The following is a 22653-nucleotide window of genomic DNA, read 5'->3' on the forward strand; positions in this document are numbered from 1 at the left end:
CCACCGACCGGCTGGAGGCGACACCGCGATGTCTATCCCGTGCGGGTCCCGCTCATGCCCGGTTCTCGGCCATCTGCGAGTTGTGACCGCATCCCCGGTGAGGCGCGCCAAATGTGATCACGGATCTTCATCTTCACTCAACGATGTCTGCGACTTTGGCATTTGCCTGATCGCTGCGTGCCTCCTGCGGCACTTCCGGGTCCCACAGTCTGATTCCCTTGAGTGTGTTGCCAGTTACCCGTCGTGATCTAAGCGGGTTGCGTCACCCGTGTGTCCCGGTCGGAGACGGAGAGCGGGACAGCGCAGGCGACCAGGCGGCGGGGCCGAGCCACCGCTCGATACCCCGGACAGGACAAGCGATGGGAGACGAACTTCAGTGGGCACAGTGCTGTTGGTGCATGCCAAGGGTGGTCCGCCGCTCGGCCACGTCCTGTCCCGGGCGGCCTCGAGAGCGCAAGTGCACGTGTTGGCGCTCAGTGCGATTCCCGCGACTGTCGCCGCTTCCGCCGAGAACCTGTGCACCTCGGTCGTGACGCCCTCCGAGGCGGAGCGCTTGGACCTGGTCTCGCTGATCACCTCGCGGGCCGAGGCCGTGGGCGCCGACGCGGTGCTCACCTTCTCCGAGTATGCGGTCGTAGCGGTCGCCGAGGCATGCGAGGTGCTCGGCCTCGCCGGGGCCGGAGGCGCCGCCGCGTTGGCCCGCGACAAGCGGATGATGCGGCGCACCTGGCAGCGCAGTGGCTTGCCGCAGCCTGAGTTCCGCCCGGTCGCCACGCAGGCGGAACTTCACGAGGCCGTCGCCGACCTGCCCGCCCCCATGCTGCTGAAGGCGGCCTGGAGCGCGGGCTCCACCGCCCACCAGATCATCGGCTCCCCGCAGGAGGCCGACGCGGCCTGGCGGCGCTCGCGCGAGGTGATGTCCGAATCCGCCCAGTCGGGCTTCGCCGAACTCCATGTGGCCGAGGCGGAGGCGCATTTCGTGGTCGAGGAGATCGTGACGGGCACCACGGCGCAGTGGTTCGACGAGCCCGATTGGGGCGACTACGTCAGCGTCGAGGGGGTGGTGGCCGAGGGCGTCTTCCACCCGGTCTGTGTCAGCGGCCGGATGCCCACGGTGGAGCCGTTCACCGAGCGTGCCACTATCACTCCCGCGCTCCTTCCCGCAGACCTCCAGGACCGCGTGGTGGCCCTCGCCCGAAGCGCTGTCGACGCTCTCGGCCTGCGCGATTGCGGCACCCACACCGAGATCAAACTCGGGGCCGGCGGGCGCATGTGGCTGATCGAGACGGCCGCCCGGCTCGGCGGTGCGATGACCGTGCCGCAGATCGAGGAGGTCTTCCGGCTCGACCTCGTCGGCATGCTCGTCGACCACCTCCTGGGTCGCCCGGTCTCCTGGCCCGAGCGGGCCCTCGGCCCCGAGCAGGCGCGGGGCGCAGCAGGCTCCCTCGTCGTCCTCGCGGTGGACGGCCACGGTGCGGCGTGGCGGGACCGCAGGGTCTGGGACTTTCCCGCGGTGCAGCATGCCGTCGCACTGAGTGAGGGCAGCAACCTCTCGGTCGTCCCGGACAGTTCGCTGCCCGACGGCAGCATCGTGCCGGTCTACGATCCCGTCGGCGGAGCCAACACGATGGCGGCCCTGTGCCTGCTCTCCGCTGACGACGCGCGCACCGTGCTCCGCGATTTCACGGCCCTGGTGGACGCCCTGCCCGCCGTGCTGCCGCCGCCCGTCGTGCCCGCCGTGCCGCAGTCCGCGCCCGCCGCCGGCTCCCGGACCCGTCCGGCCGCGGAGCCCGAGGGAGTCCCCGCATGAGCGGCCGCGTTGCCGACCAGCTCGGAACCGGCGCCCCGGAACCCGCGACCGATCGCACAGTTGTCGGCGAGAATCTCTCGCTGCCGCTGTTCCGCACGCTTTCCGGGGTCCTTTCCGGCCACCCGTACCTCAAGGTCGTCGTCGACCGGGCCGAGGGCACCTGGCATCTGCTCGACACGGCCGTGCATCCCTTCCACGTCAACTACATCGCGACCCAAGTGCTCGGCATGGATCTCGCCGAACTCGACGCCACACTCGACGAGTTCAACGCATCCGTCTACATGGACCCCGAGCGACGCTTCCTGCTCGGGGTGCTGTCCCTGCACACCGGCGAGGACCCGGAGGGTCGTGAGCGCACCTTCCTCGTGCTGGAGACGACCGAGGCCGACACCATGCACGGGGGGTTGCTGGAGTTCTTCTTCACCTTCGTCCGTGAGCGCGTCGACGGCAGGCTGCCGCTCCTGCTCAAGCCTGCCAATCACGGCCAGGAGGAGGAGCTGGCCGCAGTCAGCGAGCAGCGGGTGCCGCGCATCCTCAGTCACGAACTCTTCGGCACCAGGACCCGGACCCCGCTCAACCCCGGGGAGGCCACCGGCAGGTTGCGCTGTTTCCGGAGCGTGGAGGAGTACGAGGCGGCGGTCGACGGGCTCGGCTGGTCGGACATCGTCGCCATGCCCTCCCTGCCGGACAACGTCGAGCGGGTGGCCGGGCTCATCAACACCGAGCCCATCACCCCGCTGTCCCACACCAACGTTCTCGCCTCCGGATGGGACATCCCCAACGCGATCCTCCGCGATCTGGAACAGCTCGTCGAGAAGGACGGCCTGGACGGCGCCTGGGTCCGCTACCGGGTTCGCGAGGACGAGATCACCCTGGAGCGGCTGGATCAGGCCCCCGAGCTGCGGGCCCCGGCCTGGCATCAACAGCGCATCCGGCTGGAACCCCCGCTCCTCGAGGACGCGCCCGTACTCTCCCTGTACCGGCTGCGCAGCGCTGACCGGGACCGCTACGGCACCAAGGCGGCCAACCTCGGAGAGCTGCATCAGGTACTCGACAGCCGCACGGCCGATCTCACCGGGTTCTACGGTCGCCCCCGCCCACCACGGGAGGACCTGTACGGCCACCTCGCGGCCAGGCTCGGCCTGCGCACGCCCTCCGCTGCGGAACTCCGCGCGGCTGCGGCGTCCTTCGTGGCCGACACGGTCGAGGCCCCCGAGGGCATCGCCTTGCCGTTCTCCCTCCAGCACCGCTTCCTCACCTCTTCTCCGGCGCTCCAACAAGGCATCGGCAAGCTGAAGATGGCGCTCGAACTCGACGCCACCGACGTGCTCGACTCGCTCTGCCTGCATGTCCAGCACCTGATCAGGCACACCCCGATACCCGAGTCCGTCGCCAGGGAGATCACCTGCGTCCTCCCCGCCCCGCTTGCCGCGCGCGGCCGCCTCGTGGTGCGCTCTTCCTCCAACGCCGAGGACCTTCCGGGCTTCTCCGCGGCCGGCCTCTACGACTCCGTCACCACCGTCCGCGGCACCGAGGAACTCCTCGACGCCGTGCGCCGCGTCTGGGCCTCCCTGCTCTCGCCGCGCAGCGTGCGGCTGCGCCACCAGGCGGGCATCTCCCTGGACGACACGTACATGGGCGTGATCATCCAGGTGTATGTCCCCGCTGCGCTCGGCGGTGTCCTTGTGACCTGCAACCCGACCCGACGCCAGGACTTTCGCAACGTCTATCTCAACTGCTCGCCGGGTTCGCCCGAACAGGTCGTGGAGGGAGCCGTCCTGCCGCAGCAGTACTGCTACAACACCGTCGAGGGGGGCGGCCGAACCGTCGACCTCGGTTCCTGGAGCGAGGGGCTGTCCGCCGGTACGCGCGCCCGACTTGCGGACCTGTCGCTGACCGGGCGGCTGCTGCAGTCCCACTTCAGCGCACCCGAGGTGGACGCCCCCCTGGACATCGAGTGGCTGCTGACCGACCAGGATGACTTCCGCCTGGTCCAGATCCGCCCCTACGCGCTGTGAGCGCCCGCCTCCAGCGCTCGCGCTCCGCCGCGCGGCCTGCGGCCACCCCTCTGACCGGCGCCGCCCGCCGCATCATCCGGCTCAACTACGGCTTCCAACTGCTGTTCAACCTGCTGTGGTGGATGCCGGTGTTCTACGCCTACCAGAAGGACGCCGGCCTCTCCGACGGGCAGATCTTCGGTATCCAGAGTATCTACTATGTGGCCTTCTGCCTCTTCGAGATCCCGACCGGGCTGATCGCCGACCGTGTCGGCGCCCGCAACTGCCTGCGCGCCGGCGCCCTTGTGATGACGGCGGCGAATCTCGCTCCGGTGTTCAGCGCCTCGTACACCGGCTTCCTCGTCCACTTCCTCGCGATCGCCGCGGGTCGCTCCCTCACCTCGGGAGCGGCCAGCGCCTACCTGTACGACGGGCTGCGTGCCGAGCGATGCGACAAGCACTACCTGAAGGCGGAGGGCACGGCCCGGGCACTCGGACTCGCTGCGAAAGTTCTGTGCTGGCCACTGGTCGGGCCGCTGATGGCCCTCGCTCACCCTGCTCCGTACGTCCTGAGCGCCGTGAGCGCGGCGGGCTCCCTGGCTTGCGCCCTGGCCCTGCCCCGGTTGGCCGTCCCCGGCGGGGCGGGCGGCACGGCATCATCGGGCCGAACGAGGAAGGAGTCCGGGGCTGCGGGGGGTGGCCGCGGGCGCGGTATCTCGCTGGGCGACGCGAAGGCCGCACTGCGCTGCATCGCCTCGTCGCCATGGCTGGCACTGGTGATGGTGCAGGGCGTGGCCGTGTTCACGCTGTCCCGGATCTGCCAGGTCAACCTCTTCCAGCCGATCCTGCTCGACCACGGCATCGGTGAGTCGTCGCACGGTGGGGTGCTCGCTGCCATGACGGTGGCGGAGGCCGTCGGCTCGGCGCGCCCCCAGTGGCTCGGTTCTCGCCTGAGACCGGTGGCCTGGGTCTCCGTCCTCAGCCTCGTCCTCGCGGGCACCCTGGCGGGCATCACCCTCGGCGGACCCTGGACGGTCGTCGCCCTGCTCTGCCTGTTCGCCGCTGCCACTGGCTTCGCCTACCCGATCCAGCGCAAGCTGGTCAACGACGCCGTGCCCGCCCACGCCCCGCGGGCGACGCTCTTGTCCGCCGAGTCGATCGTGGACCGCGCAGTGTGCGCACTGGCGGCCGTCGCGGTGGGTGCCTACCTCTCCGCCGGACGCCTGGACGCCCTGCTCTGGCACAGCGCCCTGGCGACCGCTGTACTTCTCGGCGCCTTCCAACTCGTCCTGCGCAGCGGGGTGCTGCGGCGCGTTCCCGACGGGACGGGCAACGGGAACGCCACCGAGGAGACGGCCGACCGCCCCCTCCCGGGCGCGACGGCGGACACGGGTGCTCGGCCGGCGGCGTCCGGCGCACCTGGGAGGCCAGGCGCGGGCGGGGCAGAACACCCGACAGCGGACGCACCCCCCGAGGCCGGAGCGTAGGAGGTCACATGTCCACCCCCTCCCCGGCACATGGAGCCGCAGAGGCGCTTGCACGCGCCCGCCGTGCCGCGGCTCTCGGGCGTCAGGAGCCGTGCTTCAGGCGTTCGATGACCCGGGCCGGGAGGTAGGTGGGGCGGGAAGGCTGACCGACCTGGTAGGCCACGTAGCAGAGCGAGGCGGCGACAGTGGTCTCCTCGGCGGTCTCGGCCTCGTAGACGAGGCGGCAGCCGTTCGCGTCGGCCCTGGCACGCTCCCAGAGAGCGGGTGCGGGCTTGCGCTCAGCCTCGGTGCGCGGAGTGCGGATCCGGTCGCCGAAGTCCTCCCAGGCGAAGGGGGCGGAGCCCTTCCAGGCCCTGTCGACCTCCTTCTTCAAGGCGGCAGCACGCTCGGCATCCGTCTCACCCCAGGAGGCCGGGACGTTGGTGATCAGCCCGACCTCGATGTTCCGCTTCCGCAACTCGCGCAGATACGCGGCCGCGCCGGGCATATAGCTGATGCTGGAGTCCTCGGCCGTGTGCACCAGGGTCTCGCCCAAATCGAAGTAGACGATGACGCAGCCGCGCGCGGCGTCCGCCCGCGCCCCGGCCGGAGCGTCATGCGACACCTCCACGGGCACGGCCGCGTTCGCCGCAGTACCCGGCGCGGCCCACGCCAGTACGGCCGCTGAGAACGCGAGGCTCGTGCGGAAGAAGCCGCGGAATGCGGATCTTGTCATGGTGGTCGGCGCCCTTCTCCTCGACGCATCTCATGGATGCACATGTCCGGTGCGTGACACGCGGCCGGTCCAACGGGGCCCCCGCGTGCCCGGAAGAACGTTCCCTCTCCCGCCGTTCCCTCCCGCCATACCCCTGAACAGCGCACACCACTCGGCCCCCGCCTGAGCTGTTGAAGAAGGAGGTGTGGCCGCAGGTAAAACAGCCGCGGCGGCGTCCGGGGCCTGGATCCTCTTCGAGGACGAGACCCGCGCCCATCACGAGGTCGTGGCCACCATCCTCGGCAGCGACCTGCTCACCACACTGGCCGACATCTGGCAGGCCGCCCACCGAACAATCGACACCGATGGCGGCGCCATGCTCGACCACGCGCGCGCCTGGTGCAAAGCCCGCGGACAGGACCCGAGCCGACCCGCGACGAAACTCGGCACAGACCCTGGTTCCTTGACGATCGCGACTCCGCTCACGATCCTCGGTGCGCCTGTGACGCCGTCGGCCGTCACGATGTACTACGGCCCGGGCGACGGGAATTCGGCCGGCTGGACAAAGGCCGGCTCTGGGCTCCGGGTGGATGTGTGCAGATAGGTGGTCAGGCGCGTCCCCTCGGTCCGCTCGTCGCGTGGATTGGTGGGCAGGGGCCAGTGGGCCGCCTGGTAGAGAAGCCGGCGGTGAACGTCGAAGCAGGACTCGACGACATCGCCGAGGGCGGATGCAGCCGGGAGCATCCTCGCGTAAGCCGCGGCTGCTACCAGCAGCCCTACGGGGAGAGCCCACCAGGACCACACGGTCCATACAGTGAACAGGACACCACAGATGAACACCTGGACGGTCAGCAGCATCGAGGCGTAAGCGGCTGTGGTCTGCTGCCGTGCGGTCTCCGGCAGCAGCAGCCACAGCCTCGGCCAGCACACGATTGGGTCGAGTCCGTAGCGGGCACGTATGCGGGACTCCGACGCACGCAGGCTGTTCCCCAACCGGGTCGGCATCCGTTGGACGCGCTGAGCCGGTATGCGGCGGTGACGGCGCTCAAGGCGTGCCCGTTCCGCCAGCTCGTCCGCGGTGAGTTCCGGGAGTGACCTGGCTGCGAGCTGCCGCAGGCGCAACGTTTGTACGTCGGAGCGGCGTGACAACCGGGCCCGCAGTCTGTTGGCCAGGGGGGTGAAGGGCGCGGGCCAGTAACCCTCGAGAGCGCGCAGGACTGGAAAGACGAGCTGCTGCAGGGCCAAGCCGGAGAGGACGATCAAGGTAAGGGGCGCCACCACGTAGATTCCCTGCACGATCGCCGGCTGTCCCTGAAGCTCACGCCCGAACGCGAGAACTCTGGACGTCCAGCCATCGTCCCGCGCCCCGGAGCGTGCCAGCCAGGCGAGCAGTCCGCCGACCCAGAACGCGAACGTGGGCGAGAAGAGCGCGGCGACCCAGCGTTCGGCCAGTCGTCCGCCCACCCCTCGCCAGAAGTCCCCGATCACGGCGTGCTCACACCCCCGGACGCGTCGGTCAGCACCGCGCCGTCGTCGGGGCAGTGCTCGGGCGGTTGGTCGTCCTCGTCGGCGTCAAGGATCACCCAGAACCGCCCGCACCGGGGGCAGACGTGCCGTTCATACCCGACGAAGGGGTCGCCGGCCAGGCGCACGTGCCGATCGATGGCGGGATCGGGATCCGCCAGTTCGTTGAGGCGCTCTCGTGTACGGTGCCGAGCCGCGAGCAGCACCAGGATCTCGTCGAGTGTCTCGTCCCGAGCCGCAGTGGCGTCCGACCTCAGCCGGGTGAGCAACGCTCCGAACTCCGCCCGTACGTCCGGCTCGCCGGGCAGCAGTTCGGGGAGTTCCTCGGCGAGACGCTCGATGGCGTGGACCAGACGAGCCTCCTCGGCCGCAGTACCGTTGTCGAAGTCGTCGAAGGACACGGTTCATTCTGGCCTGCGAGGCAGCGGAGACAAAGCAAACATGTCAAGTCGGAGAAGAAAGACGGCTCGCAGGGCTCGCTCGACCGGCGACTCCATGAACCGCGATGAGGCGGCCGCTCTCCTGTATGCCCTGACCAGGGCCTACTCGGCAACCTTCCTGAGGCACGGCAGCGTTTCCCGTATGAGCGCGTGGTTCCGGGCGCACCCCCGGGCACTGACTCCCGCCTTCGAGGCGTTCCTGAGGTCGCTCCTCGACACGCGCGGTGGAGGCAAGCAAGAGGACACAAAGTCATATCCTGCCAGATTCGCACTCCGCGTGATCCACGTCTGCAGAGAGGTCGGCGACAAGAAGGGACTCGCCCGGCTCGCCAACGCGTCGGCACGCACAGCCGAGTTCGAAACGCTGATCTTCCGGATACAGGAACGTCTCCAGTCCCCTGATTCCCTGCACGAGGCAGTTCCGCTGTGTGAACGACTTCTCGATCACCCCTTCCGGCTGGCTGTGGAACCCAGAGGGCACACGATCCTGCTCACCGAGATGAGCTTGGCGCTGCGCAAGGTTCAGTTACTCGCGAGCCGATCCGCCCCGGGTTTGCCGGACCTTCGCATCCGGGTCGCGCTGGCGGCCCTGGATCCTCCCCCACAGGACAGGGGTCAGCACGCCGCGCTGCTCGGCCTTCTCGGGCATGCCTACTCCGACCGCGGCGAGCACACCGGTGACGCTGACGACCTGCGGAGGGCGCTGAAGCTCTGTGAGGAGGCGTGCGGCATCACCCCCGAGGACGATCCCGAGCGGGCGGACCGCGTACACAACCTCGGGGCCGCCTGCCGGGATCTCCACGTCGTGGCCGAGGAGCGGGGCGCGCTGGACCGGGCCATCGAGCTGTTCGAACAGGCGGTGGCACTGAGAGGTGAACACACCCTCTACGCCGACAACCTCGCGGTCTCGCTGCGCGACCGGTTTCTCCGGGACGGAGAGCCAGCGGATCTCGACCGGTCCATCGCCGCTTTCGAACGCCTCGTGGCCACTGCCTCAGAGGCGGATGCCGATCTCCCCCGCGCCCTGGCCAACCATTCCTCTGCCCTGCGCCAACGCTTCGACCTCACATCCACTCAGTCCGATGTCGACCGGGCCGTCGAGCTCGGCGAGCGCGCGATCGCGCTCGAACCACGTGGGCCGGTTCACGTCCAGTGCCTGATGGATCTCGGCGAGGCGCTGGCCCGCCGCGCGGCGGCCCGCGGCGACGAGGCCGAATTCCGGCGGTCTCTCAGCCTCTTGGAGCAGGCGTGCGCGGTGGCGGAGCCCGACTCGCGGCTCGGTGAGTTGACGGTGACCAAACACGCCCTGGTGCAGGCGCTCTGGGGTTTTGAGGAGTCCGGCGACGTCTCCGACCTGGTGCCCGTGCTGCGCACCGCGCTCACCGAGACAGCAGCGGGCCCGGCGGACCACCGGCGGCTGACGCAGATGCTTCTCATGTCGGAGCCTGCGTACGCACGACACAGCCGGGATCCGGAGGAGATGACGCGTGCCATCGCCCGGCTTGAGGCATATGCCCCGGACGGGAACGAGGACTCGCTGAGTCAGGTCGACGTGACGGGTCTGCTGGCGGAGCTCTATGTAAGCCGCGGCGTGGTGAACTCCTCGCTCGCCGATCTGGACAACGGCATCTTGCTGGGGAGGGCGGCGGCGGCCGAGACCCCGCTTGCCTGCGGATTGACCGAGCGGTTCGCTCTGACCCTGCAAGCAGACGATTTGGAGGGGGCGCTCGCCACACTCGCATACCCCGCCACTCTGTCCGAAGCCTCCTGGTATCACTGGCAACAGGTGGTCCAGCGGATCACCGAGGTGGCGAGGCGGCATCCGACACTCGCCGACGGGCGGGACATCGTGAAGGTCGCGCTCGGCCTCGCGAGCCGACTCATGGGGACGCCGGGACCCGCGGCAGCGGAGTACGCCATTCTCACCAGCGAGCTTCTCGTGCACCGGTACGAGACCAGCGGCGACCAGGACGATCTGCGCCGTGCCACCGGGATTCTGGAAGCCCAGCTCGCGACCACGCCACGCGAGACGACGATCTACGATCACCTGCTCGTCCTAGCCGGCGGGCGGTGGCGCGAGCAGTACTCGCTCTCGGCCGATACAGCGGCCTTCAGGCGGGCGACCGAACGACTGGAACACGCCCTGGACAGGTGCGAACCGGGCAGCCCCCACTACCCGAACGCCATGGGGAATCTGGGAACCGTGCTGCGGGCTCACTTCGATCTCACCGGCGATCTCGGCTATCTCGACAAGGCCATCACCGCATACGAGCAGGCGATTTCCGGCTGGGACAGCGAGGACCATACGCCCTCGTGGGCGGTCGGGGTGGGCAACCTCGCCAACGCGCTGCGCGCCTCCTATGACGCCACGGGCGAAGGGGACCGGCTCGATCGAGCGATCAGCCTGCACGAACAGGCAGTGGCGGCGTTGCCGCCCGGCCACCCCTACCTCCCTCAGCGCCTGTTCAACCTGGCCAATGCGCATATGACCCGGTTCTTCGGCTTGGACGAGCAGCGCGCCGATCTGGACCGCGCGCAGGCACTGCTGAGACACGTACTCGACGACATCCCCGCCGACTCTCCGATGCGCCCCGACGCCGTCACCACCCTGAGCATCTCGGCAGCTGCGAAGTTCCAGGTCACCGACGAACTGGCAGACCTGGACGAGGCCGTCGAACTTGCCCGGGAGGCGGTGCGTTCCTCCCGGGGCGGGACGTTGCTGGAGAAACGCACGGCCCTCCACCTCGCCGAGGCACTGAGCAGGCGCCACACTCATCAGGGAGACACGGCAGCCGGGGCCGAGGCCACGGCCATCTTCCGGAGGCTCTGCACGACGACCGAGATGACCGCCCCCCAGATCAAGCGTGCCGCGAGCGTGGAGTGGGCACGCTGGGCCGCTGGGCGTGGGGCCTGGGAGGAGGCGGCTGAGGCATCCCGTGCGGCGACCGAAGTGTTGGGCGAGCTCGTGCGTCTTCAGGTGAGCCGCGGGCTGCGCAATCGCGTGATCGGGCAGAACCCGGACTTCGGGGCGTTCGCCGCCTATGCCCTCACGCGGTCCGGAGACTGCCAAGCCGCGGTCATGGCGGTGGAGACCGCTCGGGCCGTCTCTCTCAGCGAAGCCCTCCAGCTTGGCTCCACGGACGTCAGATGGTTGAGCGAGCATGGTCGGCACGGTCTGGCCGAACGCTTCGAGGCCGCGGCGGCTCGCTGGCTGGCCACCACCGGCGACGGGCTGGAGCGAGATCTGCTCGGCGGCACCCGCGTCGCTGACTTCGCCGATCACGACGCTGCTGTCAGGGCCGCCCGCGCGGACCTCGAGGACCTTGTCGATGAGATCAGGTCCACCACCGGGCGGGCCGAGTTCCTCAGCCCGCCGACCTTCGCCGACATCGCGGCCGGTGTGCCCGACCGGCTGGTGTATCTCGTCACGACCGAATACGGCGGGGCGGCTCTCATCGTCGACGAGGGCGATGTCCGGTCGCTGGACCTGCCCACGCTGACGAGGAAGCAGGTCATACGCTGGCTGAGGGCGCTGGTACAGGACGGAACGCTCAACTGGTGGGCCCGGCTTGAGAACGTCGCGCGAGAGCTGTGGGACGCGGTCCTCGGCCCTCTCGCGGAGGCATTGGGCCAGGGACCCGTGACGCTCATCCGGAGCGGCTATCTCGAACTGCTGCCGATGAACGCCGCATGGACCCCCGCGCCGGACAGGCCAGGGGGACGCCGCTACGTGGTCGACGAGCTGCCGATCCGCACCGTCCCGAACGCCCGAGTCCTCGCCACCGCCGTCGCCCGCGCCGGGCGCGCCGGGCAGACCAGTGTGCTCGCCGTCCAGGATCCTCAGCCGGTGTCGGCCGCGCCACTGAAGCAAGCGGCCGTCGAAGTAGCCGGAGTTCGCTCCCACTTTTTGAGCAGTGTCGTCCTGGCCGGGGAACAGGCGGTTCCGGACGCAGTTCTTCCCCTCCTCAAGGACCACGACGTGGTCCATTTCGCCTGCCATGGCAGCGCAGACCTGTTCGACCCGCTCAACAGTTCGCTGACCCTTGCCGGAGACGCACCTCTGGAGCTCAGGGACATCCTCAGGGTTCGGCTCGGCGAGGAGAACCCCGTCCGCCTGGTCGTCCTCTCAGCGTGCGAGACGGGCGTGATCGGTCTGGACGTCCCCAACGAAGTCGTCAGCCTGGCGAGCAGCCTGCTCGAGGCCGGAGTGGCGGGCGTGATCGCCTCCCAATGGCGAGTACCCGACCTGTCAACCTCTCTCCTCATGTTGCGCTTCTACGCCGAATGGAAGACCAACGGCCACGCACCGGCCTCGGCACTCCACGCGGCCCAGCGCTGGCTCCGTGACACCACCAACAAGGAGAAGGCCGACTGCTTCGTGCCAGGCGCGCCCAACGGTCTGCCGCCCGCGACGGCGCGCGACCTGCGGCGTACCCTCATCCGGCTCGAGCCCGGCCGCAAGGGCTTCGCCCATCCCGTGCACTGGGCCGGTTTCGTCTTCGTGGGGGAATGAGCTGCAACAGGGCGTTTCGACGACTCCGGAGTCCTCGTCGCTGCCCGGACATGCTCCGGCGGGCTGTGTCACGTTCCGGGGACCTCCTTGGTCATCGCTGGTGAACGGGCCTTACGGCCGGACCATGGAACGGCGGAGAAGGAGATGAGTACTGGTGGCGCGGATCTCGCTGGAGCCCAAGCGGACTCTGACCCTGCGGGTGGTGGACTGGTATGCGCGGCGGAAGTACGGCAAGGCCATGGAGCCGGCCAGTGCGATGGGGTATCACCCGAAGCTGTTGCGTACCGGCATGCGGTTCGAGCTGGGGGTGATGCGGTGGCGCGAGCTGGACGAGGGGCTGAAGCATCTGGCGGTGATGGCGTCGGCCGTGAAGATCGGCTGCACCTGGTGCACGGACTTCGGATATTGGGAGGCGTCCCGGCTGGGTCTACCGCTGGAGAAGATCAGCAAGGTGCCGGTGTGGAGGGAGCACCGGCAGATGTTCACGGAGGTGGAGTGCTGGGTGCTGGAGTACGCCGAGGTGATGACCGAGACGCCGCCGGAGGTCACGGATGAGCTGGTGCAGGCGTTGGTGGAGAACCTGGGTGAGCCCGCGCTGGTGGAGTTGACGATGATGGTGGCGGTGGAGAATCAGCGGTCGCGCTTCTACTCCGCCCTGGGGCTGGTCAGTCAGGGGTTCTCCGAGTCGTGTGCCGTGCCGACGGCGGAGTGAGTGGGGGGAGTGCGGGAGGAGTGGGGGAGTGGGCGTGGATGTGACGGCGATCTTCGAGGAGCAGCGCGGGCGCTTGTTCGGTATCGCCTATCGGATGCTGGGTACGGTCGCCGATGCTGAGGATGTGGTGCAGGACGCCTGGGTTCGCTGGAGCCAGGTCACAGCGGTGGTCGAGATGCCGGGCGCCTATCTGGCCCGTACCGTGACCAATCTCGCCCTGAACAGGCTCGGGTCGGCGGCTGTGCAACGGGAGTGGTATGTCGGGCCGTGGCTTCCGGAACCGTTGGTGACGGCGCCGGACGTGGCGGATGAGGTGGTGGAGGGCGAGGCGCTGGCGGAGTCGGTGTCTTTGGCCATGCTGGTGGTACTGGAGACCCTGAGTCCGCTGGAGCGAGCGGTCTTCGTACTGCGGGAGGTGTTCGGCTATCCGCACGCCGAGATCGCTCTGGCCCTGGACCGCTCGGAGTCTGCCGTACGACAGCTGGCGCGTCGCGCCAAGTCGCATGTGCAGGCTCGGCGGCCACGCTTCGGCACGACACCGGAGGAGCAGCACAGGGTCACCGAGGAGTTTCTGGCTGCCTGTGTGGGTGGGGAGCTGGGTGTGGTGATGGAGCTGCTGGCGCCGGATGTGACGGTGTGGTCGGACGGCGGCGGCAGGAACTCGGCAGCCCTGCGGCCGGTGCGGGGCGCTGAGAACGTGGCACGGTTCCTCCTGGGCGTCACCCGCAAGCTCGGTTCACAGTTCATGGTCCACCCGGCGACGGTCAACGGGCGGCCGGGTGCGGTGGTGACGTTCCATGGGCTGGTGAACACGGTGTCCTCGCTGGAAGTGGCCGATGGCAGGATCCGTGAGGTGTATATCCTTCGTAACCCTGACAAATTGCAGCATGTGCGGGTGCCGGGGCGGCCGGGGTGACGGTGCCGCCGTCTTCTGGTCACACCATGCCCCGGGCTGCTCGACATCAGACGGGGGCAGTGTCCAGACCGCGCGGGCACAGGGGCGGGAGGACCGTGTCCTGGCTGGCCGGGTGCCGACGCCTGCACCGCCGCTGCGAGCGCACGTCCGAGCCGTTCCCTGCCTTCGTCGGGCATTGCCGGGGGCCCGTTTCGGCTACCGCCGACTCACCGACTGAAGCGAGGTCTAAGCTGCCACGGAGCCGATCGGAAGCGGCAGCGACGGCGTGAGCCGGACGGGAGCAGCAGTGACTGGTGTGGTGGGGATCGACCTGGGGACGGCCCGTTCGACGGTCTGCGTGCTGATGGACGGCAAGCCCGTCCTCGCGACGAACGCCCAGGGAGACCACAGCACTCCCTCGGTCGTCGCGTTCACGCCGGACGGCGGCGTGCTGACCGGCGAGGCCGCGCGCCGGCAGGCGGCGGTCGACCCGCACCGCACCGTGCACTCCGTCAGGCGTCACCTGGGTACGGACTGGCACGTGGAGATCGACGGGCGGTCCCACACCGCCCCGCAGATCGCCTCGTTGCTGCTGAGGGCCCTGAAGCGGGACGCGGAGGCGCTCACCGGGAACCCGGTGACGGAGGCGGTGTTCACCGTCCCCGTCGGCTTCGGGTACGCGCAGCGGCAGGCCCTGCACGAGGCGGCCGGACTCGCGGGGCTCGAGGTGCTGCGCCTGGCGCATGAGAGCGCCTGCGTGGGTCTGGCTCACGGGGCAGAGCACGCGGTCGACGGCGAGAACAGGCAGTTCGTGATCGTCCGGCTCGGTGCGGGCAGCTTCGACATCTGCGGGCTCGGCGTGGACGACGGTTCGGGCGGGGTGCTGTGCGCCGACGTCACCGCCTTCCGCGGTGATGCCCGACTCGGCGGCAACGACTGGGACCGGGCGGTGGCCGACCATCTGGCCGGACTGTGCCAGGATCGGTACGGGGTGAACGTGTCCCGGGATCCGGCAGCCCGGCAACGGCTGTGGGAAGCAGCCGAGACGGCCAGGACGGAGCTGTCCTCGTCGTCCTCCACGACGGTCGACCTGCCGTACCTCGTCTCCGGCCCCGGCGGCCCTGTTCACCTCCAGGAATCCGTGACCCGGGCCGAGTTCGACGAACTCACCGCTCCCCTGCGCGAGCGCTGCGCACACCTCGTCCGGAGTGTGACCGATGATCTGGACGGTCTGTTGCCCGACGTCGTCCCGATCCTGCTGGCGGGCGGCGCGGTGCGGACGCCGGGCATCGTGGACACCGTCCGCGGCATGCTCCCCGGCAAGACGGTCCGCATCCTGCAGGGACCTCAGGCGGCGACCGGCGCGGCGCTGCAGGCCGCCGTCATCACCCACGCACGCCGGGACCTGCTGCTCCTCGACGGGGCTCCGAAGACGCTCGGAATCGGGACCAGGGGCGGCGCGTCGACCACGATGATCAAGCAGGGCACCGTGCGGCCGACGCACAGATCCGAGTTCTTCATACCCGCCGAACCGCTTCCCCGGGACGGCTCGCGGCCCGTGGCGTTCGACGTCTACGAAACGGACGAGGGCCACGAGCCCCGCGCGGTCGGCCAGGACCGCCCGCCGTACCGTCAGCGCCTGGGAACGGTGGAGTTGACCGGCCTGCGGCCCACCGCGTCGGGCACCCCGCAGATCGAGATCACCGTCACCATGGACGCGGACGGGGAGGCTGCGGTGACCGCAACCGCCCTGGCCACCGGACTGCAGTGGCGGCTGTCCCCGGGGCGCACCTCCGAGCCCGCCCCGTCGTCCATCGCACTGACTCCGGAGCCGTCCGCGCCGGACCCCGCGCCCCACGGCACGGACAGCCGGCCCGCAGCGGCACACCGGCCGGGCGCCACCGCACCACGGAAGACCGAACTGCGAGCGGGCCTGCCCGGGTTCACCGAGCAGCAGGCACTCCGGCTCCTGCAGTCGAATGATGCCTGTGTCCGTCCCCAGGACATGCCGGTCGGCCTGAGCTCCCTGAGCTGTTTGATCCCCCTCGCCTTCATCGCCGGGTATCTGATGGCCGGAACCGGCGTGATGGCCCTGGCGTACCCGTCGAGGAACGTGGCCAGCCCCATTCTGCTGCTCCCCGGGCTCCTCCTGCTCGCAGGCGCCTACTGGGCCAAGTCGGCGCTCAGCCGGAAGACCGTCGCCCATCTTGCCCGCGCACCCCGCCGGGAGGAGCCCTGACCATGCCGGAGGGCTCGGCTCCGGCCAAGGCGGCCGCCACGGGGCCTTGACGACAGCCCCGGCACACCGGCGATGCGGCGGGGCCCGTCAGTCCGCGGTCGGCAGCGCGTTGTCCAGGAGGATCTCCGCCGCCATCCGGGCGTGCCGGCCGTAGTCCGCCTCGCCCAGCACCATGGCGCGGCTGGCGGCGCCGTCCGCGAGGGTCACGAGCTGCTCGGCGAGGGCGGTGGGCCGGCGGCAGCCCAGTTCCGCTACCAGGTCGGCCACCAGTCTCACCATCAGGAGTTTCCGTTCGCGCGCGTAGGAGTGGACCGCGTTGTGCGGGTCGGGGAACTCCACGGCAGCGTCGATGAAGGGGCAGCCGCGCACTGGATCCGTGCCTGCCGGGGGCGGATCGAACAGCGCGAGGATTCTCTCCTTGGCGGGAACCTCCTCGCGTACCAGCGCGCCCTCCAGGGTGCGTCCCGTCGAGGCGAGGTCCTTGAGGTGGGCGAGGACAAGCTCGTCCTTGGTCCGGAAGTGTGCGTAGAGGGTGCGCTTGGACACCGGCGCCCGCTCCGCGATCTGCTCCATGCCGGTCGCGTTGATCCCCTGGGCCGCGAACAGTCCGGCCGCGGCGGCCAGGATGCGCTCCCGCCCTCCGCGGCCCTGCCGTCCAGAGGCCGTCGTCACCGTGGTCATGACGTAAGTATACGCTCTCGTTTACTTCAGAGGGGGTGGCCGGTTACGGTGCTCTTCCAGGTAAACGGTCGTGTTTACCTAAGTGATCCTGAGGAGAGTTCCATGAGCGGACCGGTCTTCACCCGGACACGCACGAGCGAGACGCCTGCCGGCGGGACGCAGACGGGCGGGACACGAACGCGGGAATACGCTGAGCAGTTGATCCGCGGGCGCCGCGCGACCCGCGCTTTCCGCCCCGAGCCGGTGCCCGAGGACGTGGTGCGTGCGGTCTTCTCCCTCGCCGGAGCCGCTCCGTCCAACTCCAACGCGCAGCCGTGGCGGATCGAGATTGTCGGCGGCGCGCGGCGAGACCGTCTGGCCGACGCCCTGCGGACGGCCCACACCGAGCGACGCGTCACGGCCGACTACCCGTACTCCGAGGACATGTACGCCCCCGTCCACCAGGAACGGCGGGCCGCCTTCGGCGCCGGTCTGTACGGAGCGCTGGGCATCGGCCCCGACGACCATCCGGCCCGCGCGGCCTACGACGCGGAGAGCCTGGGCTTCTACGGAGCACCCCATGCGGCGTTTCTGTTCGTCACCGGCGACGGCGGGCCGCGACTGGCCGCCGACGCCGGCGCCTACCTGCAGACGCTGCTGCTGGCCATGACCGCGTACAGCGTGGCCAGTTGCCCGCAGGGCCTGCTCAGCTTCTACGCGGACACCGTCCGCGACGAACTCCGGGTAGCCGAAGGGAAGCTGCTCGTGGGGATCTCTTTCGGCTACGCGGACGAGAAGGCGCTGGTGAACCAGGTCGCGACCGACCGGGCGGCCTTGGCGGCGACCACCACCTTCCACAGCTAGCGTCCGCGGCGAAATCGCCGGTCGGAGCGCTTCGTTGAGGACTGCGACCAGTACGGCCGCCTGGTGGCGGACGGCGAGTCGGTCGTATCCCGTGAGCGTTCCAGGCCACCCCGCGGGCCCCCACGGCCCCTTCGGTCCTTGCGTCACCGGGCCGGGCCGCGGAGGCGAGCAGGCGGAAGCCGGACCGGTCGGAGCAGACCGCGGGCCCGCACCGGTCCTCGCGGCGCTGTCGCGTGCGAGGCAGGGCCCTCAGGGGCTGCTCATGCGAACGCGCCCCCGCCGGAGAGGTCCTGGTAGAGGGGACAGGTGCGAAGCAGACTCCCGTGAGTACCGGTACCGACGACGCGCCCGGAGTCCATCACGATGATCCTCTGGGCTGTCCTGACCGTGGAGAGGCGGTGTGCGATCGCGATGACCGTCGTCCGCTGCGCGATGTCCCTCAGGGTGGCGTTGAGCTGCGCTTCGTTGACACCGTCGAGATGGGATGTGGCCTCGTCCAGGAGCAGGATCCGGGGTTGCCGCAGCAGTGCTCGGGCTATGGCCAGCCGCTGCCTCTCTCCTCCGGACAGGTGCGCCCCGCGGTGGCCGACGCGGGTGTCCACACCGTGCGGCAGGCGGGCGACGACCGTCTCGAGACGAGCCAGGGACAGTGCTTCGGCGATCTGTCCTGCGGTGGCGTCGTGCCGCCCGAGGGTGAGGTTCTCCCGTACCGTGCCGTGGAGCGCGGCGCTGTCCTGTTCGACGTATCCGATGGTGCCGCGGAGGTCGGACAGGCTCAGGGCACGGATGTCGGTGCCGTCGACGAGGATGTCTCCGCTGTCGGGATCGTGAAAGCCCTCCAGCAGGCAGAAGAGCGTGGACTTTCCCGCGCCGGAGGGGCCCACGACGGCTGTGAGCCCGCTGGACCCCGGCAGGCGCAGCGAGACATCGTGCAGCACGCCCGGCTGATCCTGCCCGTAGGAGAAGGTCACGGAGCGGAACTCCACCCCGGGGATCGGTGGCGAGCCCACCGCTGGGGACCCGTGCGCCGGGACGAGGGCCCGGGTGCGTTCGGTCTCCAGGGTCCGGACCTGTTCGATGCGTGTGACCGCTGCGGCTGCGATCTGGACCTGGTTCACGCCTTCGGCGAGTTGGGCGACGCGGGGTCCCAGAGCGAACACGTAGAGCAGGAAAGCCACAAGTGCGGACACCGGGAGGGCGCCGGAGGCGACCCGGGCACCACCGATGCCCAGGACCACGAGGAAGGCGATCTGGACGACCACGGCGGAGGCGGTAGCGGAGGTGGCCTCCCAGCCGGCCGCCTTCAGACCCATCCGGCGGGCATGGTCGGCCGACTCCTGCAGCCTCTCGGCTTCCCGGTGTTCGGCAACGGCTGCTTTGACGGTGCGGAAGGCTCCGAGAGCGCGTTCCAGACCGGCTCCGATGCCGCCCAGCGCGGTGTGCACCTCAAGGGTGGCCTTGCCTATGCGTGGCGCCGCAACAGCCGATCCCGCCGCGGCGACCCCCGCCACGGCAACGGTCGCCGCCAGCAGGAGCGGATCCAGAGTGGACATCAGGACCAGGGTCGCGACGATGGACAGTGCTCCCGTCACGCACGACGCGACAGCCTGATGGGCTGTCTGCCGTAGCAGCGTCGTGTCGGTGGTGACGCGCGCGATCAGATCCCCTGGCCCGGTCTCCTCGACCACGGAGACCCGCAGGCGGAGCAGCCGGGAGATCAGACGTCGGCGCTCCGTCCAGACCGCGTTCTCGGCGGCCGCCTGCAGCACGAAGTGCCCCAGGCCGGAGGTGAGCGCACCGCCGAGGACGAGCAGGCTGAGCACGGTGACCGCCGTGAGGATCGGCTCCTCGGCACTGAGACGGTCGATGACGAGTTTGGCGGCCAGCGGCTGGGCGAGGGCGAGGACACTGCCGAGCAGGCCGAGGGCCATGCCCGCGGCCAGCCGGTAGCGCTGCGCGCGGAGGTAGTTCAGCAACCCACCGCGGGCCGCGCGTGTTCGAGGTCCGGCGGCATCCGCGCCGTCGGCCGCCGAGGTGCTGGTCGGCGGGGCTGCCCGGTCGACGGGGACGACCACGTGTGCCCTCACCCGGTCGTCATGAAGCGTTGGAAGTATGCGGGTTCGGCGTCCTCGCCCACCAGCACGCCCTCCGCCTCGACCCAGGCGTGCGCGGCGAACGGCGGGCGCGTGCGTACGCCCACGCACCACGTCACCCGGGTCCCGCGCATCCGGCACAGCAGGACCGTCGCCAAGGAGCGGGGGAGGCACCCCTTCTGGCCGCCGGCCGGGAGACTGACCGCCAGCACGTCGTCACGGGCCCGCTGCCCTTCGTCGAGCGTGGCCGGACGGGCGCCGCGGGCCGTCACGAGAAGGACCCTCCTGATCCTGGCAGGTGGCTGCGTCGCGAGCAGGTGGGCGGCGGTGACGGCGGCCCTGGCGGACCACCGCCGGGCGAGGGGGACCGAGCGGGGTGCATAGGGGAGGGCTTCGGAACTCGTCACGGGCGGCCTCTCTGCGAAGGGTGTGCGGGTGGCGCCCCGAGGCACGGCGGCTCCCGGGCCGGGAGGGTGATGTCGCCGCACGGCACGGGTGTCAACGGGTCAGCAGTCCTGCCGTCGTCAGCTCGTCGACGATGTCCTCCGCGTCGGTCCGTGCCTGGTCCGGGGAGACGTCGTACTGGTCGGTCAGGGCGCGGACTGCGTCCTCGAGAGTGCCCCCGTCGAGCAGCGTGCGGAGGACCAGTGCGCCGGTGGGGTTCAGCGTCCAGTATTCGGCGCTCTCCTGGTCGAGGAGAGCTGTTCCGTACTCGGTGTCGGCGAGGAGTACGCCTTTCCTGACAGCGGTCACGTCACTCTCCCTGGATCGACGGTGCGGGTAGGGGGCATGGCCGGGGTCTCGCGGGCCCGCAGCCATACCTCGCAGGCGACGGTGGGGTGCAGTTGGTAGCTCTCGGTCTCCGCTGCCAGGGCCCGTTCGCACCATCGGCGCAGCGTCGCCTCGTCCACCAGCCCCAAGCGGGCCAGACGCGAGTCCTCGCACAGTTGGAGGAGTTCGGAGCGATGCCGTCGCAGGCCCGCTTCCTCCTCGTACGTGGCGTTCGCCTTCGTGTCCCGCGTACGGCTGGACTCCGGGACGATGCCTCGTGCGGCTTCCACGATGAGCGGCTTGTAGCGCCACGGTGTGATGCGTTCCTGGATGCGCACGGAGAGGGCCGCCTCGATGACGCGGTGGTCGTAGTAGGGGGCCGAGACCGTCAGGCTGTGCGGGGCGGCCATCTGGCCGATGTGGCGGCACCATTGGGAGATGCCGTCCATGGCCACCAGCTCCCTGTGCTCCCCGTGCCCGGGACCGCGTGGCTGCACTGTGCCGAGACCCTCGAGAAGGAGGCTTCGGGCGGCGAGCACCGCATCGGGTGTCGCCCAGGTGGGCATTCGGGGTCGGCCGGCCCAGTCCAGCAGCGGCTCGTCGGGTCCGGCCGGGGGAGTGGTGAGGTCACGGGCGGTACGTGCCAGCCAGGAGCGGTAGGACCCCCGGTCCAGCAACTGCGCGGCGACGCGCACGTGTGACCAGTGGTACTTCGCCGCGAAGCCGCGCACTGTCCGGAGGGCGTGCAAGGGCGCACGCGGGAGGAGTTCGTGCAGCCGGGCCGGTGAGCCTGCCAGCAGCTCGTCTCCTCCCAGGCCGGTCAGATGCAGTGCGGAGCCCCGCTTCGCGGCACGCTCGATGATGTCCATGCGGCGTGCACGGTCCACGGCGATGATCGTCGGGGTGTCCAGGATGTCTGCCTGGGTGGCGATCCCGGCGAAGGTCATCGGGGTTCCACCGGCCCGGATCACATGGTGCTCGACGCCGTGCAGCGAGCCCACGGTGCGTTCCGCCCAGTAGACGTCGTCACCGGCCTCGTCGTGCACACCTGCCGTATAGGCGGCCACCGGTGTGCCGGTGCCGGCGGCCGCGGAGCAGATCGCCGTCGAGTCGAGCCCTCCCAGATCCGCCGAGACCAGGGAGCGGCCCCGCGCGCGCAGCTTCACCGCGTCCACGAGTTCCTCTCCGAGGATCCGCGCCCCGGTGTCCAGGCCGACAGTCGGCTGGGGCGCCCGCCACCACCGGTACGTCGAGGGGCCGTCCTCCCGTATCAGCAGGCGGTGGCCGCCGGGAACCGTGTGCACTCCCCGCCAGAGCGGGGCACCGCCGAGCGGATGCGGCACCCCCGAGGTCAGGAGCTGCAGCGCGACCTGCCTCTCGTCCAGCTCTGCACCCGACAGCTCGGCGACGATGTCCGCACGGTCGGCGGCCAGGCACACCGCGGTGCGGCCCGAGGCGGCCGGGGAGGCATGGAACACCCGCCGCAGCCCCACCACACTGCCCTGGACACGCACACCGCGCGGCGATGAGGCGATCACGTGGAAGCTTCCGCGCCACGTGGCCACCAGCCGGTCCAGATGCGCCTCGGACCGCCGCGCGTGCGCCGCCGCCCGTTCCGCTTCCGCGGCCGTCACCTCGTGCTCGCCGAACACGGCGATCCTCGTGTTGCCCGCCCGTGCGAGGGCCGGTGACCCGCTCTCCTCCCAGCGCCCCAGCAACCACGGGCGTCCCGACTCGTGGCGGACGATCCGCGTGGCGTAGTCGGCGGCCCGCCGTGCCACCGGCACGGCCGCATCGGTGTCGGGCAGCACAACGAACCAGGCCGGAAGCGTTGACAAGGCCAAGTGGTGGCCCATGAAGGTCTCCTCGTCGCGGGTGGGACGCACGTCGACGGGGGAAGGGCGGCAACTGGTCGGCCTTCCCCCGCCGTACCCGGTCGGCCTGCGGCACCCGG

At 70.2% G+C, this 22653-nt stretch carries 17 protein-coding genes and 1 pseudogene; 10 read left to right on the plus strand and 8 right to left on the minus strand.

The window, feature by feature from the left end:
- Positions 1 to 463 precede the first annotated feature (463 nt).
- The 3 genes from BMX65_RS11555 to BMX65_RS11565 are packed head-to-tail and all read left to right on the plus strand — an operon-like array spanning position 464 to position 5294.
- Positions 464 to 1810 carry an ATP-grasp domain-containing protein gene (locus BMX65_RS11555; RefSeq protein ID WP_425315511.1) on the plus strand — a complete coding sequence of 449 codons (1347 nt, stop codon included), beginning with the start codon at positions 464 to 466 and terminating at the stop codon, positions 1808 to 1810.
- Positions 1807 to 3828, plus strand: a complete 2022-nt coding sequence (locus BMX65_RS11560) for a PEP/pyruvate-binding domain-containing protein (protein ID WP_075000111.1) — start codon at positions 1807 to 1809, stop codon at positions 3826 to 3828. Before BMX65_RS11555 ends, BMX65_RS11560 begins: the two co-directional genes overlap by 4 nt.
- Positions 3825 to 5294: an MFS transporter gene (locus tag BMX65_RS11565; RefSeq protein ID WP_075000112.1), complete on the plus strand. Its 1470-nt coding sequence runs from the start codon at positions 3825 to 3827 to the stop codon at positions 5292 to 5294. The genes BMX65_RS11560 and BMX65_RS11565 overlap by 4 nt, the downstream gene beginning before the upstream one ends.
- Before the next feature lie 82 nt (positions 5295 to 5376).
- Here BMX65_RS11565 and BMX65_RS11570 read toward each other — a convergent pair whose 3' ends face one another.
- Positions 5377 to 6009, minus strand: a complete 633-nt coding sequence (locus BMX65_RS11570; RefSeq protein WP_075000113.1) for a hypothetical protein — start codon at positions 6007 to 6009, stop codon at positions 5377 to 5379.
- A 184-nt stretch (positions 6010 to 6193) separates the two neighbouring features.
- Between BMX65_RS11570 and BMX65_RS32805 the strand changes: the two genes are divergently transcribed.
- Positions 6194 to 6592, plus strand: coding sequence for a hypothetical protein (locus tag BMX65_RS32805; RefSeq protein ID WP_177214243.1), 399 nt, complete (start codon positions 6194 to 6196; stop codon positions 6590 to 6592).
- Here the strand turns inward: BMX65_RS32805 and BMX65_RS11585 are convergent.
- Positions 6517 to 7476, minus strand: coding sequence for a hypothetical protein (locus BMX65_RS11585; protein WP_075000114.1), 960 nt, complete (start codon positions 7474 to 7476; stop codon positions 6517 to 6519). The two genes, BMX65_RS32805 and BMX65_RS11585, sit on opposite strands and share 76 nt — an antisense overlap.
- The gene (locus tag BMX65_RS32810; protein ID WP_075000115.1) at positions 7473 to 7913 is read right to left on the minus strand and encodes a hypothetical protein; all 441 of its coding nucleotides are present in this window, start codon (positions 7911 to 7913) and stop codon (positions 7473 to 7475) included. Before BMX65_RS32810 ends, BMX65_RS11585 begins: the two co-directional genes overlap by 4 nt.
- A gap of 316 nt (positions 7914 to 8229) precedes the next feature.
- Here BMX65_RS32810 and BMX65_RS11595 point away from each other — a divergent pair, with 316 nt between their 5' ends.
- The 5 genes and pseudogenes from BMX65_RS11595 (at position 8230) to BMX65_RS11615 (ending at position 16311) form a co-directional block, all read left to right on the plus strand.
- On the plus strand, positions 8230 to 12465 hold the full coding sequence (locus BMX65_RS11595; protein WP_162637660.1) for a CHAT domain-containing protein: 4236 nt from the start codon (positions 8230 to 8232) through the stop codon (positions 12463 to 12465).
- A 154-nt stretch (positions 12466 to 12619) separates the two neighbouring features.
- The gene (locus BMX65_RS11600) at positions 12620 to 13177 is read left to right on the plus strand and encodes a carboxymuconolactone decarboxylase family protein (RefSeq protein WP_075000117.1); all 558 of its coding nucleotides are present in this window, start codon (positions 12620 to 12622) and stop codon (positions 13175 to 13177) included.
- Between the two features lie 28 nt (positions 13178 to 13205).
- Positions 13206 to 14093, plus strand: coding sequence for an RNA polymerase sigma factor SigJ (gene sigJ, locus BMX65_RS11605; protein WP_275435152.1), 888 nt, complete (start codon positions 13206 to 13208; stop codon positions 14091 to 14093).
- Positions 14094 to 14182: 89 nt separating this feature from the next.
- Positions 14183 to 14310, plus strand: a pseudogene (locus BMX65_RS33455) (IS5/IS1182 family transposase); the annotation flags it as partial.
- A 69-nt stretch (positions 14311 to 14379) separates the two neighbouring features.
- Positions 14380 to 16311 (plus strand): Hsp70 family protein, encoded by a 1932-nt coding sequence (locus BMX65_RS11615; protein WP_162637659.1) that lies wholly within the window; start codon positions 14380 to 14382, stop codon positions 16309 to 16311.
- A gap of 87 nt (positions 16312 to 16398) precedes the next feature.
- Here BMX65_RS11615 and BMX65_RS11620 read toward each other — a convergent pair whose 3' ends face one another.
- Positions 16399 to 16992 (minus strand): TetR/AcrR family transcriptional regulator, encoded by a 594-nt coding sequence (locus BMX65_RS11620; protein ID WP_075000119.1) that lies wholly within the window; start codon positions 16990 to 16992, stop codon positions 16399 to 16401.
- Positions 16993 to 17190: 198 nt separating this feature from the next.
- Between BMX65_RS11620 and BMX65_RS11625 the strand changes: the two genes are divergently transcribed.
- A complete protein-coding gene (locus BMX65_RS11625) occupies positions 17191 to 17835 on the plus strand; it encodes a nitroreductase (protein WP_239502013.1) in 645 nt (214 codons plus the stop codon).
- Between the two features lie 260 nt (positions 17836 to 18095).
- On the opposite strand, the gene BMX65_RS11630 is transcribed toward BMX65_RS11625, so the two are convergent.
- The 4 genes from BMX65_RS11630 to BMX65_RS11645 all read right to left on the minus strand — a co-directional run bounded on the left by BMX65_RS11630 (position 18096) and on the right by BMX65_RS11645 (position 22585).
- Positions 18096 to 19922 (minus strand): ABC transporter ATP-binding protein, encoded by a 1827-nt coding sequence (locus tag BMX65_RS11630; RefSeq protein WP_239502012.1) that lies wholly within the window; start codon positions 19920 to 19922, stop codon positions 18096 to 18098.
- Entirely contained in the window at positions 19919 to 20335 is a 417-nt protein-coding gene (locus tag BMX65_RS11635; RefSeq protein WP_075000121.1) for a lasso peptide biosynthesis B2 protein, read from the minus strand. Before BMX65_RS11635 ends, BMX65_RS11630 begins: the two co-directional genes overlap by 4 nt.
- A 91-nt stretch (positions 20336 to 20426) precedes the next feature.
- On the minus strand, positions 20427 to 20681 hold the full coding sequence (locus BMX65_RS11640) for a lasso peptide biosynthesis PqqD family chaperone (RefSeq protein ID WP_075000122.1): 255 nt from the start codon (positions 20679 to 20681) through the stop codon (positions 20427 to 20429).
- Positions 20678 to 22585 carry a lasso peptide isopeptide bond-forming cyclase gene (locus BMX65_RS11645; RefSeq protein WP_275435151.1) on the minus strand — a complete coding sequence of 636 codons (1908 nt, stop codon included), beginning with the start codon at positions 22583 to 22585 and terminating at the stop codon, positions 20678 to 20680. Before BMX65_RS11645 ends, BMX65_RS11640 begins: the two co-directional genes overlap by 4 nt.
- Between the last annotated feature and the right edge of the window lie 68 nt (positions 22586 to 22653).

Origin of the sequence: Streptomyces qinglanensis, assembly GCF_900111245.1 — a bacterium.
GTDB lineage: Bacteria > Actinomycetota > Actinomycetes > Streptomycetales > Streptomycetaceae > Streptomyces > Streptomyces qinglanensis.

Coding starts and splice junctions, on each gene's coding strand:
- BMX65_RS11570 (WP_075000113.1), bottom strand. CDS start 6,009: ATGACAAGATCCGCATTCCGCGGCTTCTTCCGCACGAGCCTCGCGTTC.
- BMX65_RS11560 (WP_075000111.1), top strand. CDS start 1,807: ATGAGCGGCCGCGTTGCCGACCAGCTCGGAACCGGCGCCCCGGAACCC.
- BMX65_RS11620 (WP_075000119.1), bottom strand. CDS start 16,992: ATGACCACGGTGACGACGGCCTCTGGACGGCAGGGCCGCGGAGGGCGG.